We start from the raw sequence: 15,803 nt of genomic DNA on the forward strand, positions 1-15,803 counted from the left end.
GACAAAGAGAGGAGGCTAGACTTCATGTATATTCCGGCCAGAGAAAGGCAATTGTTAAAGCTTTTGCTTAGTGAACAAAGCCCACATGATCTACATGAACTAGCCTCTATCCTCGATGTTAGTACGAGAACCGTTCAACGTGATTTAAAGGGACTCGGCAGTATTGTAAATGAGTATCGTCTCACGTTACAAAAGGATGCCAAAAAAGGGTTTTATTTAATTGGTGATGATAAAGATATTAAGCGATTAGATGCTGATTTATCTTCAATGGAGCCAAGTGATTATACACCTGAGGAACGACAGCTGCTTTTACTTGTCGCTCTTCTTGAAAAACAAGAACCAATCAAATTATTTACGCTTGCCGATGAACTGAATGTAACAGTTGCAACAGTCAGCCATGATTTGACGAAAGTCGAAGAATGGCTCTCTTCATTTCATTTAACATTAATCAGACGTAGGGGCTATGGAGTAGAAGTGGAGGGGTCAGAAACGGATATTAGGAGAAGCTTAAGTAGCTTAATCACTGAAAATATAAGTGAAACGTCCTTTTATCACTCATTTCATTCTGAGACTCCAGACCATTCTCTGTCCAAGTCCATTTCAGATCGACTGCTTGGCATTGTTGATACGAAGAAAATCCAACAGGTGCAAGCAGCTGTTGAGGATCTTCGTACGCATTCGAATGGACAAATGGCTGATACTTCATACATTGGTCTTATTGTTCACCTGGCACTTGCCATTGAACGCATTCAACAAGGTGAGAATGTGCAAATGGATGCTGATCATTTACAGGCGCTCAAGCAAGAAACCGTTTATGGTTTAGCAAAAGAATTGGCACATTCATTAGAAGGTCTATTTTCCATTACCATTCCTGAAGAAGAAATCGGGTACATTGTTATGCATTTACGTGGAGCAAAGATTCAGCGTGAGTACCATCTGTTCAATAATGAGGAGTATGCTGAGCTTTCCTATTATGCGGATCGAATGATTAAACTGATGGAAAGTAAGCTGAATGTAGTGTTTGAAGACGATTCGCTTTATCCAGGGCTTATTTCACATCTGGAGCCTGCGTTATATCGAATGAACCACGGAATGAAAATTCATAACCCGTTACTTGACCGTATTAAACAAAATGATGCCGACCTTTATTCAGCAGTTAAGGACGTATCTCAGCATGTCTTTAATCCTTTAACCATCCCTGAAGAAGAAATTGGGTTTCTCGTGATGCATTTTGGCTCAGCTATTGAACGTCAAAACCAGCATACACCGCTTAAGGCTATCGTTATATGCTCTAGCGGTATTGGATCCTCAAAGCTTTTAGCCAGCCGTTTAGAAAATGAATTCCCAGAAATTGAACAGATAGATCAAGTGTCACTATTTGATTTTAATAAACAAGAAGCACGTTTTTATGATCTAATCATTTCAACCATTCCATTGCCACAGGTGGAACCTTACTTTTTAGTTAAGCCCTTTTTATCGAAGGAAGAAACAGAACAAATTCGAAAACAGATTCAACTTATCGGGCAAAAACGCCCAATTGTTAGTCGTTCTGCTTTTAAACAAAAGCGTGTAGATAGCAAGCAAATCTCTAGTACTTTTTTTGAAGAGTTATCGATGTTAAGTACTGAGATTACGCAGATTTTAGATTCATTTTCATTGAATCAGGGTAAAGTAATGGACGAGGCTCTTGCACATCTTTGTACAGAGCTAGAGCAGTCTGGAAGTCTGACTGACGCAGTCCCTGTTTTTGAAGCTCTCCTGCAAAGAGAGCGGTTGGGTGGTCTTGGCATACCCGATACACATTTAGCGTTATTTCACACGCGTACAGAGCACGTGTTAAAACCGGTCTTTACAATGATTCGACTAGATGCAGAAGAGCCACTTGCTTCAATGGGCGACAAGCCTATTGTTGTGAAAAGAGTCATCTTAATGCTTGCTCCAAGTCATGCAAATCAGCAGCTGCTTGATTTACTTAGCAGCCTTAGTGTAATGCTGATCTCAAACGAGGAACACACGCGTTTGATGGAAAATGGAGATGCGGAGGAGATTAAGAATCTGCTTAGTCAACATTGTTTTGAATATATACAAAAGCTAGTACAAAAAGGAGTGCTTAAATCATGACAAATTCAATTCTGAAACAAGACAATATCGTAGTAGGCGCGCAAGCAAAAAGTAAACAAGAAGCGATTGAGGAAGCAGGTACACTTCTGGCTGATCGTGGATACGTAACGAGTGAGTACGTAGCAAAAATGCACGAACGTGAAGAATTAACTTCTACATTTATGGGGAATATGCTGGCGATCCCTCATGGAACAGAAGAGGCTAAAGGAGAAGTAAAGGAATCTGGCATTTCGATCCTTCTATACAATGATCCAATAGATTGGGATGGCAACGACGTTCGGATTGTCATTGGGATTGCTGGTAAAGGAAATGAGCACTTAGATATTCTTTCGAAAATTGCCATTGCTTGTTCTGAAGAAGAAAATGTTCAAAAACTTTTAGAGTCTAAGTCGTCAGATGAAGTATTGTCCTTTTTCTCAGAGGTGAATGAATAATGAAGGCTGTTCACTTTGGAGCAGGAAATATTGGGCGCGGTTTTATTGGCGCCCTTTTAAATAGAGCCGGTTATGAAGTTATTTTTGCGGATGTAAATGAAGCGATTATTAATGAATTGAATGCACGTAACGAATATACGGTTACACTTGCTAGTGAAGAAGGTGGCAAGGAGCATATTACAGGTGTTCGAGGTTTGAACAGTAATGAAGATGAGGCCGCGTTAATAAAAGAAATTGCTACAGCTGATTTAATTACAACTGCAGTTGGCCCAACGATCTTAAAGTTTATCGCTCCTGTTCTAGCAAAAGGCTTAACGCAGCGTTCAAACGATGCTGGTCCTGTTGATGTAGTTGCATGTGAAAATGCCATCCGTGCAACCTCTACTTTAGCTGAATATACAAAGGATCTAGTATCTGAAGCAGACTGGGCTAAAGTACTTGAAAAAACGGGCTTTGCTGATGCTGCGGTAGATCGGATCGTCCCGAATCAAAAAAATGAAGATCCATTGGTTGTTTCAGTTGAGCCATTCTTTGAATGGGTGGTTGAAAAGCCTTCTCTTAAAGGCGCGAATTCCTCAATTGAAGGGGTAACATATGTCGATGATTTAATCCCGTTTATTGAGCGCAAACTATTTACAGTGAATACGGGACATGCACTAGCTGCTTACTTTGGGTATCAAAAAGGGCTTACAACAATTAAAGAAGCGATGGATGATCAAGAGGTTAAGCAGAAGGTGGTAGACGGATTAAATGAAACAAAGCTTGTTCTTGTAAAAGAATACGGTTTTGATCAATCAGAGCATGAAGCATACATCTTAAAGATTATTAACCGTTTTGAGAATCCATACTTGTCTGATGATATTGTCCGAGTAGGACGAGGTCCAATTCGTAAATTAGGATTTAACGACCGTTTAGTGAAGCCAGCTAGAATGCTGATAGAGCAAGGTGAAATGCCAACCGTTCTAATCGAGGCAATAAAGGCTGCCTTACATTTTGATGTCGCTGATGACTCAGAAAGCCAGGAGCTTCAAAAGCTCTTAAAAGAAAAAGGCAAAAAAGAAACGTTATTACAAGTTACAGGTCTTGAGGAAGATCACCCATTAATTAAAGCATTACTATAAAGAAAAGCCTGACGCATTAATCTATCAACGCGTCAGGCTTTTCATGTTACATACTACTTAAAATAAACTTGTACTATGTCCCGGATGTAGACGGGCTTTTGGATCAATATATGCTTTTGCATTATTCACTGCTGTAGGTGCTTCACCAAAACCAGTAGCAATTAATTTAACTTTTCCATCATACGTACAAATGTCTCCAGCTCCATAGATGCCTTTGATATTTGTTTCCATCTTAGAATTAACAACGATGGAGTTCTTCTCTATTTCAAGACCCCATTCTTTAATTGGACCTAGAGAGGAAACAAATCCATAGTTTACAATCAATGCATCAACATCAATGGTTTGTTTGCCTTCACCTTTTACTTCACTTAATTCTACTTGTGTGATGACGCCATCCTCACCATTTAATCCAGTAATCTCGTAAGGAGTCATAACATTTACATTTGATTCTTCTAAGAGCTGAACACTATGCTCGTGTGCGCGGAATTTATCTCTCCGGTGAACAATTGTTACTTCCTTAGCAAGTGGTTCAAGCATGAGTGACCAGTCTAGAGCAGAATCGCCTCCACCTAAAACGACTACTCGTTTGCCTGCAAATGCATTAAGATCTTTAATAAAATAATGAAGATTGGTTGATTCGTACGCTTCTGCTCCTTCTAATTGAAGGCGACGTGGTTGGAATGCACCAGCACCAGCGGTAATAATAATCGCTTTAGAATAATGTGTTTCTTTATCGGTTTCGATGGTAAAGGTTTCATCTTCCTGTTTAGTCAGGTGTTTAACAGCTTGTTCAAGAACAATATCAGGGTTAAATTGTTGTGCCTGAATTGTTAACTGCTCAACAAGATCCTGTGCCTTTACCTTAGGAAAACCTGCTACGTCGTATATATATTTTTCAGGATAAAGAGCTGAAAGCTGTCCGCCGAGTTGCGGCATGCTTTCAATGATTTTCACCTTTGCTTTTCGCATTCCTGCGTAAAAGGCAGCGAATAAACCAGTTGGCCCTCCTCCAATAATTGTAATGTCATATAACTCTTCTTGCTCTGACATAGAATGGACACCTCCGAATTAATATCTGCCTTACCCATTATAGCTTTAGTTCACAGGAAAAACAAAGAATGAGAATCTTTTTCAGTCATAATTGATTCATCTTTTTTATACGATATAAAAGAGGACTTTCGAATGTCAGAAGATCTTTCATAAATTGCACGAAAAATGTTGAAAAGTATAGAGAAAACACATATCATAGGATGTAGATAATTTGTGTCTATTTTTAGACGAAAGTATGACTATGTATAAGTTCGTGAAATGGATCACAAAGTTTAGACTGACAAAAAATATAGTAATGGACGTGATACTGTGAATAAGCCACATATTGTTATTCTTGGTGCTGGGTACGGTGGAATGATTACTGCAACAAGACTCCAGAAGAAAATGGGAGACAATGAAGCAAAGATTACTCTAGTAAACAAGCATGACTACCACTATCAAACAACTTGGTTACATGAACCTGCGGCTGGAACAATGCAGCCTGAGAGAACAAGAATGTCAATCGATAGTGTAGTAGACTTTCGCAAAGTGAATTTTGTACAAGATGAAGTGGTCGAAATTAAGACAGAGGACAAAAAAGTTCTTTTAAAGGACGGCGAGTTGGAGTTTGACTACCTTGTTGTAGGACTTGGTGCAGAAGCTGAAACCTTTGGTGTTCCTGGAGTGAAAGAGCATGCTTACAGTAAATGGACAGTGAATGGTGCAAGACAAATTAAAGATCATATTGATAACTGTTTTGCGAAGTACAACAACCAAGTAGAAAAAGAAGAAGGTCTTTTAACGTTTGTTGTAGCTGGAGCTGGGTTCACAGGTATTGAGTTTATTGGAGAGTTATCTGAACGTGTACCTGAGCTTTGTAAGCAATATGATATCGCGCGTGATAAAGTGAAGCTGTACGTTGTAGAAGCAGCTCCAACAGCTCTTCCGGGATTTGATCCAGAACTCGTTGAATACGCGATGAATCTACTCGAGAGTCGTGGAGTTGAATTCAAAATTAATACACCAATTAAAGAAGTAACAGCTTCTGGAGTGGTTGTTGGTGAAGGGGAAGAAATTAAAGCATCAACAGTTGTTTGGGCAACAGGAGTACGCGGAAGCTCAATCATTGAACGTTCAGGCTTTGACAATATGCGTGGACGTATTAAAGTAGAACCAGATCTTCGTGCACCAGGACATGACAACATCTTTGTTATTGGAGACTGTGCGTTGATCATTAATGAAGAGATTAATCGTCCATACCCGCCAACGGCTCAAATTGCGATGCAAATGGCTGAAGTATGTGCAAGCAACCTACAATCTTTAGTAAACGGTGGTGGACAACTTAAAACGTTTAAACCAGATATTAAAGGAACGGTTGCATCACTCGGTGGCAAAGAAGCGATTGGCGCAGTAGGATCCCGTAAGCTTTACGGCGGAACAGCAAACTTCATGAAGAAAATGATCGATAACCGCTATCTGTTTATGCTAGGTGGAGTGGGCCTTACCCTTAAAAAAGGGAAAAAGCCATTTTAATAAGTAATTATGTTTAATGAGAGCATGGAACATAACTAAAGATTAATACGAAAATGGCGAATGATTCTACAATCGAATCATTCGCCATTCGTGATTTTATTAAAACAAGCAGAGGGAGAACCGAAGAATCCTACGGAACAGAACGCGGTGAAGACACTGTAGCGGTGCTTTTCCCGCGGAAGGGGCTGAAGCCGTTCTCGTGGGTGCGAAGGCTTCTCCTGTAGCGAATTTGGTGCTATCTTCGTGTTTTCTATAGTGTTTTACTCATTTGTCTTATGTTCTTTGATGTTTCTTTTAACATTGGATTGACGGTGTTTCATTCATTTATGTAAACTATAGAAGCAGACAAGGAGTGAGGAATGAATGAATATACCCCAGCTAGTAATTTCTATGCTTATCTTTTTAGTTATGTTTTTTGGAATCGGTTTCTTGCTAAATATGTTACTTCGTTCAACGTGGTTGATGGCGTTTATCTATCCACTTGTAGTTCTTATCATTGTGAATCAAAGTCCGTTTGGAAGTTACTTAACCCAACCAGTTCTTGAACTACAAAACTTGGGAAGTGCATTAATGAACTTGAAAGTTGTGGACCATCTCGTTTTAACGTTTGGAATGGTTGGTTCTATTATTGCAGGTATTGTTATTAAAATGTTACGTGTTAGAGGCTATCAAATGTTCTAATCCCTTCATTCTCTCGCATGCATACTTCTTCTAAATTTTGGAGAAGCTGTTTTGTGAGAGGAGTGAATATTCTTGAATAGGCCAAAACGGCATCATACAGGAATGAATACCATTCGAATCATAATGAGCTTATTGCTCGTAAGTGCGATATGGGCAACCTTCACAACAGTATCAGGAGTACAAGCGAGTCAGGTCAACACGTGGTTTCAATCAGAGGTTTTAAAAGCCAAAGATGTAACTTACAAAGCAGAAGAGTATCAACACAAACAAGTGCTTTTACAAGAGAAGAGTTTACCTCGCTATGAGACGGCACATGCAACTCTGTCAGAGAGAGTAACCGCACATGGGCAAGGCGAGAAGGATCTTGACGAATTAGAAGATTGGTCAAAGTATCCTACGCATCACGTTGAAGCTACTGGTTATACAGCAGGATACGAATCAACAGGAAAGATTCCTGGGGATGCAGCGTACGGTATTACATATTCAGGTGTACCTGTGACGCGAGATGTTTTTTCAACGATTGCTGCAGACACATCGGTTTTCCCAATCGGGACTGTTTTATATATTCCAGGATATGGATATGGAGTGGTGGCGGACACAGGTTCGGCGATCAAAGGGAACAAAATTGATCTGTTCTATCACACAGTAGATGATGTATACGAGCGATGGGGTAAAAAAGATCTTGATGTCTTTATCGTTGAAGAGGGATCAGGCTCTTTAAGTCAAGAGGAGCTTGACGCAATGAATGAGGACGAAGCGGTACAAGTATTTAGGGAACAAATTGATCCATAATAGACATAGACCAGCTTAGGTCTTTAAACTGCTGGTGCTATCAATTGATAGCACCAGCAGTTTTTTATTTAGATTACCTCAAGACCTTGCCTAGAGGTATCGGAGTGTAATACTTAGAAAATCCAGTTATACAAACCTAATGTTAAGAAGATACCAAGTAGTGCACCAAAGAACACTTCAATGGGTTGATGACCTAATAGCTCTTTAAGTTTTTCCGAGTCTTCTTTTTTTGGCCAAGTCTTTACTTCATCAACTAATTTATTAAAATCAGCGACGAGTTGATTTAAGACTGTTGCATGATATCCCGCGTGCCGTCTTACACCTGTTGCATCAAACATAACAATAATTCCGAGAATGGCTGTTGCAGCAAATACAGGTGAATCAAGTCCAAGCTCAATCGCCACGGCAGTCGATAAAGCGGTCACTGCGGCGGAATGAGAACTAGGCATTCCTCCTGTGCTAGTGAATAGCTCGAAATTGAGTTTTCTGGTTGCAATAAAGGCAAGGGGAATTTTAATAAATTGAGCCGTAATAATTGCAATAAGTGCTGACCACAAGGGGTAGTTCAGAAAGATCTCCATGTTATCAATAACGTCCTTTCCAACAAAACAAACTCACGTAACGAATACTGTCATTATATCATAGTCACCCTATACATAAAAAAGATAGTCATCATTCAATTACGCTGTTTTTCGGCAAAACATGTTATACTAGTGTAACAATAAGGAGGGATTTTTTTGTATACACAAGCTGGACAGTTTTCAAAAGAAACAACACATGACGTACTTGTTGTGGGTCTGTCAAAAAACGGTCATCTTGATTCAGGAGCGGCCACAGTCAATACGATGATTAATGGACAATTAGATGAATTAAAGAAGCAAGGATTGCTTTCTACAGATAAAGGTGAGTTACGCTCCTTCTTTACATTTGGGCAAGCGAATACACCGACCATTCTGACTCTTGGTCTAGGATCTAAAGACGAATTAACTGCAGAAGATATCCGTGAGCTTGCTGGTAAGATTGGTAAGAAAGCGAAGGCTGATCGTGTAACCAATCTGGCTATTAGCCTAGATGCGTTTACAAACGATTCTCTTTCATCACAAGAAATTGCTTTTCTTTTTGGTGAAGGCTTAGCATTAAGTACATATGAAGTCGTTGATTATAAAGAAAAGTCAAATAAGCCTGACAAACAGCTTGAATCGATTACGTTCTACTCAGAATCAGCAGATCAGCTTGTAGAAGCTGCTACTGAAGGTAGGGCTTATGCAACAGGAGCGAACTACACAAGAACGCTCGTAAATACGCCTGCCAACTTGTTAACACCGACTGATCTTGCAGGTGAAGCTGAGAAGCTTGCTGACAAATATGGCTTCAAGCTTGAAGTACTTGAAGAGGAAGATATGAAGCGACTTGGAATGGGAGCACTACTTGCGGTAACAGCAGGAAGTGATCAACCTGCCAAGCTTATCGTACTAACATATCAAGGTACTGACAAATGGGAAAACGCCATCGGTCTCGTTGGAAAAGGGATTACATTTGATGCAGGTGGTATTTCGCTTAAGCCAGCAGCAGGTATGCATGAGATGAAGATGGATATGGGTGGCGCAGGTGCAGTACTTGGCGCAATGGAATCTATTGGACAGCTTAAACCAGATGTAAATGTAGTTGCGGTTATCCCTTCAGCTGAGAACATGATCAATGGATCAGCACTAAAACCAGGTGATGTTGTTCGAGCAATGACAGGAAAAACCATCGAAATTCGCAATACGGATGCGGAAGGTCGTTTAATCTTGGCTGATGCTGTAGCATATGCACGCCAGCTAGGTGTAGATTACCTCGTTGATGTTGCTACGTTGACAGGGGCGGTTGTTGTGGCGCTTGGTGACTATACAACTGGTGCCATCACAAATAATGACGCCTGGATGAAAAAGGTCACAGAAGCTTCTGAGGTAGCAGGTGAGTGGATCTGGCAACTACCAAGCCATAAGCCATACAAGAAGATGCTTGCAACAAGTAACGTTGCTGACTTAAACAACGCGCCAGGACGCGCAGGCGGTAGTATAACTGCAGGATTATTTATCGGTGAATTTGTTGAGGATACTCCTTGGGTTCATTTAGATATTGCAGGTACCGCATGGCAGGATAAGGCAACAGCAAACGGACCAGCTGGTGCAACGGGAGCAATGGCACGAACGTTAACACGACTTGTTGTCTCTCACACATAATTTAACAGACAAAAAGCCAACGGATATGCTATCCATTGGCTTTTTTGTTTTTACATGACTTACTTCACTGCATCTTTTAATTGTTTTCCTGCTTTAAACGCTGGAGTTTTTGTTGCGGCAATGCTAATTTCTTCACCCGTTTGTGGGTTACGCCCTTTACGAGCAGCGCGTTCTCTTACTTCAAAGTTTCCGAAACCAATCAATTGTACGGTTTCTCCCTTTTCAAGGGTTTCAGAAATAATGTCAAAAGCCGCTTGTATAGCTGAGCCTGCATCCTTTTTAGTTAGTTCGGAACGTTCAGCTACAGCTTGAATAAGTTCTGATTTGTTCATGTATGGACAACTCCTTTTGTCTAGGTTAAGACCTGCTACCATCGTTACCCAATAAAGCGTGTCCTATACATGATCTTGAAAAAATCTTATACAAATCGTTTTCTTTGATAAATGACTGCGTTAATTTGGCCACCTAAAACGAGCATGATGCCTGTAATAAAGAACCAAAGCATCAGGATAATGACGCCACCAAGACTACCGTATGTAGCTGAGTAGTTGGCGAAGTTAGTAATATATAGTGAGAAGAAGAAAGAGACAAGTTGCCAACCAATCGTTGCAACAACAGCACCAATCAGAACTTCTTTAACTTTTAAGCGGACATTTGGAGCAATCCAATAGATTAACGTAACAAGTAAGATCATGAAGACGACCCCAATAGGATAACGCAACAAATTTAATAAATTTGCTGTAGAATTCGGCATGGCCAAATACGTTTCTAAGAAATTAATAATGACATTACCAAATACAGGCATGATCAGTGTAATCACAATCGTAACAATCATTCCGATCGTTAAAATAATGGATAAAAGACGCATCTTAACAAAATTCCGTGTTTCTTCAATATCATACGAGCGATTGATCGCACGTATTAAAGCATTTAATCCGTTTGAAGCCGACCAAATCGTTGCTAGGATACCAAATGATAATAGACCACCAGATGGCTGATTTACCGTCTCAATAATCGTTTCAGAAAATAAAGATCCAATCTCCTCAGGCAAATAATCGCCGATAAATCCTTCAATTACGCTTGTGTCTAAATTAAAGAAAGGAATAATAGCTAGCAGAAAAATGATCAATGGAAAAATAGATAGCATAAAATAATAGGCAAGCGTTGCTGACCAATCTGGAATCGGATCTGTCTTTAGCTTGGTTATAAGCTGCTTTGAAAATGAACTTTCTCTTTTGCGCATATACATCATCCTTATAGTTTAAATTGAGATGAATTCTCTGATTTAAATCCCCTTCTTTCTCTTACTCTAAACTCCTGTATAATTAAAAGCGGAAAATCATACAGAAGGAGAGGGGTATTATGCTTTATAAGGCAAAGGAACCAAAGTTTTTATGGATTGTCCTTTTACTCTTATCGTTACTATACGCAATGTATCAAGACGATAGGTTAAGAATACTATTTTTTATTTTAGCTGCGGTATTTGTATTGGCACTATTTATCTCTTACACATTACAGATTGAAGAAGACTGGCTTGTTCTATCTTGTTATTTGTTTGGGGTAAAGCTATTCCAAAGAAAGGTACATGTTGAATCAATTAAACAAATCCTTCTTATTCAAAATGAACGACAAACCATTGTGTTAGTGCAAACATCAAATAGTATACGCTTAAAGTTGCAACGTTTTAAACCTGTTACCTACATAAATGAAATTCAACAATACGCAGAACGACATGCTCTCCCGCTAAAAGAACAAAGTTTCCTTAAACAGGGCAAGTGACATTTAAGAGGATTCTAGATATACTGTTCAAATAATGCTAAAGGAGTGAGTAGCTTGCCAACAGTAGAAAGCTTTGAGTTAGATCATACCATCGTAAGCGCCCCTTTCGTTCGTCCATGTGGAACTATTAAGGTCGGGTCAGATGGAGAGGTACGGAAGTTCGATATCAGGTTCATCCAGCCAAACAAAGGAGCAATGAAGCCAGATGTCATCCATACAATGGAGCATTTGCTTGCTTTAAACATTCGTCGTTTTGCTGAACCACATGATCATTTTGATGTAGTCGATTTGTCGCCAATGGGTTGCCAAACAGGCTTTTACCTTATTATGCACGGAACCCCGTCCGTAGATGATATTATTGATGTACTTGAGGAAACAATGAAGTATTCCATTGATATTGATGAAGTGCCAGCTGCAACAGAAAAACAATGTGGGCAAGCAAAGCTGCATGATCTGAATGGTGCAAAAAAGTTAATGAAATATTGGTTGAGTCAAGATAAAGCTACGTTACGAGAGATTTATTAATAAGAGGGTAGGAAATAAAATTAATGCTGTTGGTAAAACATGAACATAGCAATCTAGCCGCTGCAGGAGAATCCCTCGCTTTCCACGGGAACGGCCTCAGCCCCTTCCGCGGAAAAAGCGCCGCTACAGTGTCTTCACCACGTTCTGTTCCGTAGGAGTCTCGGGTTCTCCTTCCGCTCGTTTTACTAAAAACAAAAATGGCGCATGATTCAATCGTTGAATCATGCGCCATTTTTCTAATTGATTTTTAATTTTTGGATTAGGCCATTTATGATTCATCCTCTTCAACAATGTCTCCCGTTGTATCCCCTTTAAACGTTAGACGCGAGGACGGAGTAATGCTTCCTTTTAGCACATCTCGGATTAAATGCATGGCTTCTTCGTTTGCGGATGTTGTGTTTGATGCTGTGCAGTCCTCTGGAACATAGATTTTATAGTCGCGCATATACGCATCGTTAGCTGTGAAATGCACACACATATTTCCGGCTACTCCAGTTAAAATTACTGTCTCAACCATAAGGTGCTCAAGTAACAAATGAAGCGGCGTAGCAAAGAAGCCTGAGAATTTAGGTTTTAGCACGAAATAATCCTCATCGGCAGGTTTGAGTAGTTCTGTAATTGGTCTTCCTTTTTTGTCCTCATCTATAATAAATCCTACAATTTCTTTAAAGTCTGATTGCCATTTTCCATAATTATCATTTACATAAATCGTGGGAATCCCAGCATCTTTTGTTCTTCTTTTTAAATCAGCGATTTGTTCTGCGCAAGGGAGCGCATGTTCATATAATTGATCCGAATCTTCGAAATCCATTGAGTTGATCATATCAATAATGATTAACGCAGTTTTATTTTTTGACTTCGATGTTTTTTCGATGGGTAACACCTCCATTATGATAAAAGAACGAAAAGAATGGTAAAAAAGAATGTTCGGCAAATGTGTCCACTATGTTATGATAGACGAAATGTAGAGATCACATCCTTGGGTAGGAAGGGGACATCATTATGGATCAAAAAGCAATTGAAATTCTTCAAATTATCGAGTCAAATGGCCGAGTAGAAATACCAATCTTAGCTAAGATGGTAGAGGCCACTGAAGAAGAAGTAAAGCAATATCTCCTTCAACTAGAAAAGGATCGAATTATCCTTAGTTATTCAGCTGTCATTGATTGGACAAAGGTCCGCAACCAAGAAGGTGTTACAGCTGTTATAGATGTAAAAGTCACTCCAAAACGTGGGGTTGGTTTTGATGAAGTGGCAGAACGGATTTACCGCTTTCCGGAAGTTCAAGCATTGTATCTAATGTCTGGTGCTTATGATTTGTCTGTTGTTATTGAAAGCAAAACGATGTCCGAAAGTGCTCGCTTTGTTTCAGAGAAACTTTCAACAATTGATTCAGTTATTTCCACTACAACTCACTTCCAACTGAAAAAGTATAAGCATGATGGGGTTGTATTTGCTGAACCTGATCAAGATCGCCGTATGGTGGTGTCTCCATGAGTTCAATTAGCTTAAACCGAACATCTAGACTATCAGATCGAGTACAGGATATTCCACCTTCAGGCATTCGTCGATTCTTTGATTTAGCCTCAACAATGGAGAACGTTGTGTCTCTTGGTGTGGGTGAACCTGACTTTACCACACCTTGGAAAATACGAGAAGCAAGTATCTCATCACTTGAAAGAGGCTTTACCTCGTATTCTGCCAATGCAGGTGTTCCTGAGCTACGCCGCGCCATATGTGATTATATGGAAACGCGCTTTTCCGTTTCCTATGACCCAGATACAGAAGTCTTGGTGACTGTAGGAGCTAGTGAAGCGATTGATATTGGCATGCGTGCCATTTTAAATCCAGGCGATGAAGTGATTATTGTTGAACCAACCTTTGTCTCCTATCGTTCACTTGTTTCAATGGCCGGTGGCGTACCTGTACCCATTAGAACGGGAATTGAAGACCAGTTTAAAGTGACATCTGAGCAGATTAAAGAGGCAATTACTCCTAGAACAAAGGCTTTAATGATCTGTTTTCCGAATAATCCAACCGGATCGACGATTGGTAGAGAAGACTTAATAAGTATAGCGAAGCTTTGTGAGGAACATAATCTACTTGTATTCTCCGATGAAATTTATGCTGAGCTTTCTTATGATGAACCACATGTAAGTATCGCAGAGCTTGATGGTATGAAGGATCGTACCATTCTGATCTCTGGATTTTCGAAATCGTTTGCGATGACTGGTTGGAGATTAGGATTTGTTATGGCGCCGCCTGATATACTAGGTGCGATGCTGAAGATCCATCAGTACACATTAATGTGTGCACCAACGATGGCTCAATACGGAGCTATTGAAGCGTTAGAAAATGGCATGGAAGACGTAGAACAAATGCGTAATTCCTATCGTCAGAGACGGAACTATTTAGTGAAGACATTTGCTGAAATCGGTTTATCTTGTCATTCTCCAGGTGGTGCTTTTTATGCGTTTCCTTCTATCAAGAATACAGGGTTTACCTCAGAGGAATTTGCAGAGAAGCTTCTTCTTGAAGAACGTGTAGCCGTTGTACCTGGCCATGTATTTGGTGAAGGTGGAGAAGGGTATATTCGATGCTCTTATGCAACGTCAATGGAACAATTACAGGAAGCAATGACTAGATTGGATCGTTTTTTAACAAAATATGCATAAGACGACTGAAGCTACTTATTGGTTGAGCCAATAAGTGGTTTCTTCATGTGTAGAAACGGATACGATAGAAGTAGGGAGCTGATTAGAGATGCTTAATCAATTGAAACAACAAAATCCACTCATTCATTGCATGACCAACATGGTTGTGACCACATATACAGCAAATGGACTTCTCGCTTTAGGTGCATCTCCTGTGATGGCTTATGCAAAAGAGGAAGTAGGAGACATGGCTCAAGCGGCAGGAGCTTTATTATTAAATATTGGTACACCTTCAAATGAACTAACAGAAGCCATGATCATCGCAGGTCAATCGGCAAATCAAGCTGGAAAGCCAGTTATACTTGACCCAGTGGGAGCAGGTGCAACACCGTTTCGCACAGAGGTCTGTCAGAAAATCTTATCAAAGGTTGATGTGACAATTGTTAGAGGAAATGCTGGGGAGCTCTCCGCTCTTGTTGGTGCCCAAGGTGTAGTGAAAGGCGTTGATGGGTCATCAGATGGTGACAAAGAAGCGATTGCTAAGCAAGTTGCAACATCTTTTTCATGTATAGCCGTTCTAACTGGAGAAGTGGACGTCATTACGGATGGCACAGAAACGTATACGGTCTCGAATGGTCACGAATGGTTAACGAAAGTCGTGGGAACAGGATGCTTACTTGGTGGGGTAGTCGCAGCCTTTGCTGCAACGGCTGAAAAACCTGACTATGTAAAAGCATGTGCACAGGCTGTTTCGTATTACGGTGTGGCAGCTGAGAACGCGTACAATGTTTCACAAGAACAAGGCTATGGTACATTTGGACAAGCTTTCATTGATCATTTAGGTGTACTATCAGAAGAACAGGCACTAAGACTACAAAGAATTGAAATGAAAAAATAGATACGAAAGTG

19 protein-coding genes are annotated in these 15,803 nt (G+C 40.1%); 13 read left to right on the forward strand and 6 right to left on the reverse strand.

Translation table 11 applies throughout. The annotated features are described in order from the left end of the window. Window positions 1-24: 24 nt before the first annotated feature. Genes JNO66_RS11320 through JNO66_RS11330 form a run of 3 tightly spaced genes read left to right on the forward strand, consistent with a single transcriptional unit; the run spans window position 25 to window position 3,676 of the window. Window positions 25-2,121, forward strand: coding sequence for a BglG family transcription antiterminator (locus JNO66_RS11320; protein ID WP_203088343.1), 2,097 nt, complete (start codon window positions 25-27; stop codon window positions 2,119-2,121). Continuing rightward, on the forward strand, window positions 2,118-2,555 hold the full coding sequence (locus JNO66_RS11325; RefSeq protein ID WP_203088344.1) for a PTS sugar transporter subunit IIA: 438 nt from the start codon (window positions 2,118-2,120) through the stop codon (window positions 2,553-2,555). The genes JNO66_RS11320 and JNO66_RS11325 overlap by 4 nt, the downstream gene beginning before the upstream one ends. Beyond that, window positions 2,555-3,676: a mannitol-1-phosphate 5-dehydrogenase gene (locus JNO66_RS11330; RefSeq protein ID WP_203088345.1), complete on the forward strand. Its 1,122-nt coding sequence runs from the start codon at window positions 2,555-2,557 to the stop codon at window positions 3,674-3,676. Before JNO66_RS11325 ends, JNO66_RS11330 begins: the two co-directional genes overlap by 1 nt. Window positions 3,677-3,733: 57 nt before the next feature. Here JNO66_RS11330 and JNO66_RS11335 read toward each other — a convergent pair whose 3' ends face one another. Further along, window positions 3,734-4,726, reverse strand: a complete 993-nt coding sequence (locus tag JNO66_RS11335; protein ID WP_203088346.1) for an NAD(P)/FAD-dependent oxidoreductase — start codon at window positions 4,724-4,726, stop codon at window positions 3,734-3,736. 309 nt (window positions 4,727-5,035) lie between these two features. On the opposite strand from JNO66_RS11335, the gene JNO66_RS11340 reads away from it, so the two are divergent. The 4 genes from JNO66_RS11340 to JNO66_RS11350 all read left to right on the forward strand — a co-directional run bounded on the left by JNO66_RS11340 (window position 5,036) and on the right by JNO66_RS11350 (window position 7,711). Beyond that, window positions 5,036-6,238 carry an NAD(P)/FAD-dependent oxidoreductase gene (locus JNO66_RS11340; protein ID WP_203088347.1) on the forward strand — a complete coding sequence of 401 codons (1,203 nt, stop codon included), beginning with the start codon at window positions 5,036-5,038 and terminating at the stop codon, window positions 6,236-6,238. A 53-nt stretch (window positions 6,239-6,291) separates the two neighbouring features. After that, window positions 6,292-6,462: a hypothetical protein gene (locus JNO66_RS20445; RefSeq protein ID WP_210340840.1), complete on the forward strand. Its 171-nt coding sequence runs from the start codon at window positions 6,292-6,294 to the stop codon at window positions 6,460-6,462. Window positions 6,463-6,601: 139 nt separating this feature from the next. Then, the gene (locus JNO66_RS11345) at window positions 6,602-6,919 is read left to right on the forward strand and encodes a YuiB family protein (RefSeq protein ID WP_203088348.1); all 318 of its coding nucleotides are present in this window, start codon (window positions 6,602-6,604) and stop codon (window positions 6,917-6,919) included. A 72-nt stretch (window positions 6,920-6,991) separates the two neighbouring features. Further along, complete coding sequence (locus tag JNO66_RS11350) at window positions 6,992-7,711, forward strand: 3D domain-containing protein (protein WP_273753249.1); 720 nt, start codon at window positions 6,992-6,994, stop codon at window positions 7,709-7,711. 113 nt (window positions 7,712-7,824) lie between these two features. On the opposite strand, the gene JNO66_RS11355 is transcribed toward JNO66_RS11350, so the two are convergent. Then, window positions 7,825-8,292, reverse strand: coding sequence for a divergent PAP2 family protein (locus tag JNO66_RS11355; RefSeq protein ID WP_203088349.1), 468 nt, complete (start codon window positions 8,290-8,292; stop codon window positions 7,825-7,827). Window positions 8,293-8,448: 156 nt separating this feature from the next. Here JNO66_RS11355 and JNO66_RS11360 point away from each other — a divergent pair, with 156 nt between their 5' ends. After that, window positions 8,449-9,936 (forward strand): leucyl aminopeptidase, encoded by a 1,488-nt coding sequence (locus JNO66_RS11360; protein WP_203088350.1) that lies wholly within the window; start codon window positions 8,449-8,451, stop codon window positions 9,934-9,936. Window positions 9,937-9,995: 59 nt separating this feature from the next. Here the strand turns inward: JNO66_RS11360 and JNO66_RS11365 are convergent, their stop codons facing one another. Further along, window positions 9,996-10,268, reverse strand: a complete 273-nt coding sequence (locus tag JNO66_RS11365) for an HU family DNA-binding protein (protein WP_203088351.1) — start codon at window positions 10,266-10,268, stop codon at window positions 9,996-9,998. Window positions 10,269-10,354: 86 nt separating this feature from the next. Further along, window positions 10,355-11,179: a YihY/virulence factor BrkB family protein gene (locus JNO66_RS11370; RefSeq protein WP_203088352.1), complete on the reverse strand. Its 825-nt coding sequence runs from the start codon at window positions 11,177-11,179 to the stop codon at window positions 10,355-10,357. Between the two features lie 119 nt (window positions 11,180-11,298). On the opposite strand from JNO66_RS11370, the gene JNO66_RS11375 reads away from it, so the two are divergent. Then, entirely contained in the window at window positions 11,299-11,715 is a 417-nt protein-coding gene (locus JNO66_RS11375) for a hypothetical protein (protein ID WP_203088353.1), read from the forward strand. Between the two features lie 54 nt (window positions 11,716-11,769). Then, a complete protein-coding gene (locus JNO66_RS11380; protein WP_203088354.1) occupies window positions 11,770-12,240 on the forward strand; it encodes an S-ribosylhomocysteine lyase in 471 nt (156 codons plus the stop codon). A gap of 123 nt (window positions 12,241-12,363) precedes the next feature. On the opposite strand, the gene JNO66_RS20450 is transcribed toward JNO66_RS11380, so the two are convergent. Further along, window positions 12,364-12,519 carry a hypothetical protein gene (locus tag JNO66_RS20450; RefSeq protein WP_210340841.1) on the reverse strand — a complete coding sequence of 52 codons (156 nt, stop codon included), beginning with the start codon at window positions 12,517-12,519 and terminating at the stop codon, window positions 12,364-12,366. Next, window positions 12,509-13,129: a cysteine hydrolase family protein gene (locus tag JNO66_RS11385; protein ID WP_203088449.1), complete on the reverse strand. Its 621-nt coding sequence runs from the start codon at window positions 13,127-13,129 to the stop codon at window positions 12,509-12,511. The genes JNO66_RS20450 and JNO66_RS11385 overlap by 11 nt, the downstream gene beginning before the upstream one ends. 113 nt (window positions 13,130-13,242) lie before the next feature. On the opposite strand from JNO66_RS11385, the gene JNO66_RS11390 reads away from it, so the two are divergent. The 3 genes from JNO66_RS11390 (at window position 13,243) to thiM (ending at window position 15,792) form a co-directional block, all read left to right on the forward strand. Beyond that, complete coding sequence (locus tag JNO66_RS11390; RefSeq protein ID WP_203088355.1) at window positions 13,243-13,737, forward strand: Lrp/AsnC family transcriptional regulator; 495 nt, start codon at window positions 13,243-13,245, stop codon at window positions 13,735-13,737. Further along, window positions 13,734-14,915, forward strand: a complete 1,182-nt coding sequence (locus JNO66_RS11395) for an aminotransferase (protein WP_203088356.1) — start codon at window positions 13,734-13,736, stop codon at window positions 14,913-14,915. The genes JNO66_RS11390 and JNO66_RS11395 overlap by 4 nt, the downstream gene beginning before the upstream one ends. Before the next feature lie 88 nt (window positions 14,916-15,003). Continuing rightward, entirely contained in the window at window positions 15,004-15,792 is a 789-nt protein-coding gene (gene thiM / locus JNO66_RS11400; protein WP_203088357.1) for a hydroxyethylthiazole kinase, read from the forward strand. The last annotated feature ends 11 nt before the right edge of the window (window positions 15,793-15,803 follow it).

The sequence above is a fragment of the Alkalicoccobacillus gibsonii genome, from assembly GCF_016798245.1.
Classification (GTDB): Bacteria; Bacillota; Bacilli; order Bacillales; family Bacillaceae_D; genus Alkalicoccobacillus; species Alkalicoccobacillus gibsonii.

What these genes read in the sequence shown, in the direction of transcription:
- JNO66_RS11395 (WP_203088356.1), top strand. Translation starts at nt 13,734, where the DNA reads ATGAGTTCAATTAGCTTAAACCGAACATCTAGACTATCAGATCGAGTA.
- JNO66_RS11330 (WP_203088345.1), top strand. Translation starts at nt 2,555, where the DNA reads ATGAAGGCTGTTCACTTTGGAGCAGGAAATATTGGGCGCGGTTTTATT.
- thiM (WP_203088357.1), top strand. Translation starts at nt 15,004, where the DNA reads ATGCTTAATCAATTGAAACAACAAAATCCACTCATTCATTGCATGACC.
- JNO66_RS11335 (WP_203088346.1), bottom strand. Translation starts at nt 4,726, where the DNA reads ATGTCAGAGCAAGAAGAGTTATATGACATTACAATTATTGGAGGAGGG.
- JNO66_RS11365 (WP_203088351.1), bottom strand. Translation starts at nt 10,268, where the DNA reads ATGAACAAATCAGAACTTATTCAAGCTGTAGCTGAACGTTCCGAACTA.
- JNO66_RS11390 (WP_203088355.1), top strand. Translation starts at nt 13,243, where the DNA reads ATGGATCAAAAAGCAATTGAAATTCTTCAAATTATCGAGTCAAATGGC.
- JNO66_RS11320 (WP_203088343.1), top strand. Translation starts at nt 25, where the DNA reads ATGTATATTCCGGCCAGAGAAAGGCAATTGTTAAAGCTTTTGCTTAGT.
- JNO66_RS11345 (WP_203088348.1), top strand. Translation starts at nt 6,602, where the DNA reads ATGAATATACCCCAGCTAGTAATTTCTATGCTTATCTTTTTAGTTATG.
- JNO66_RS11325 (WP_203088344.1), top strand. Translation starts at nt 2,118, where the DNA reads ATGACAAATTCAATTCTGAAACAAGACAATATCGTAGTAGGCGCGCAA.
- JNO66_RS11355 (WP_203088349.1), bottom strand. Translation starts at nt 8,292, where the DNA reads ATGGAGATCTTTCTGAACTACCCCTTGTGGTCAGCACTTATTGCAATT.
- JNO66_RS11385 (WP_203088449.1), bottom strand. Translation starts at nt 13,129, where the DNA reads ATGGAGGTGTTACCCATCGAAAAAACATCGAAGTCAAAAAATAAAACT.
- JNO66_RS11370 (WP_203088352.1), bottom strand. Translation starts at nt 11,179, where the DNA reads ATGCGCAAAAGAGAAAGTTCATTTTCAAAGCAGCTTATAACCAAGCTA.
- JNO66_RS11375 (WP_203088353.1), top strand. Translation starts at nt 11,299, where the DNA reads ATGCTTTATAAGGCAAAGGAACCAAAGTTTTTATGGATTGTCCTTTTA.
- JNO66_RS20450 (WP_210340841.1), bottom strand. Translation starts at nt 12,519, where the DNA reads ATGAATCATAAATGGCCTAATCCAAAAATTAAAAATCAATTAGAAAAA.
- JNO66_RS20445 (WP_210340840.1), top strand. Translation starts at nt 6,292, where the DNA reads ATGGCGAATGATTCTACAATCGAATCATTCGCCATTCGTGATTTTATT.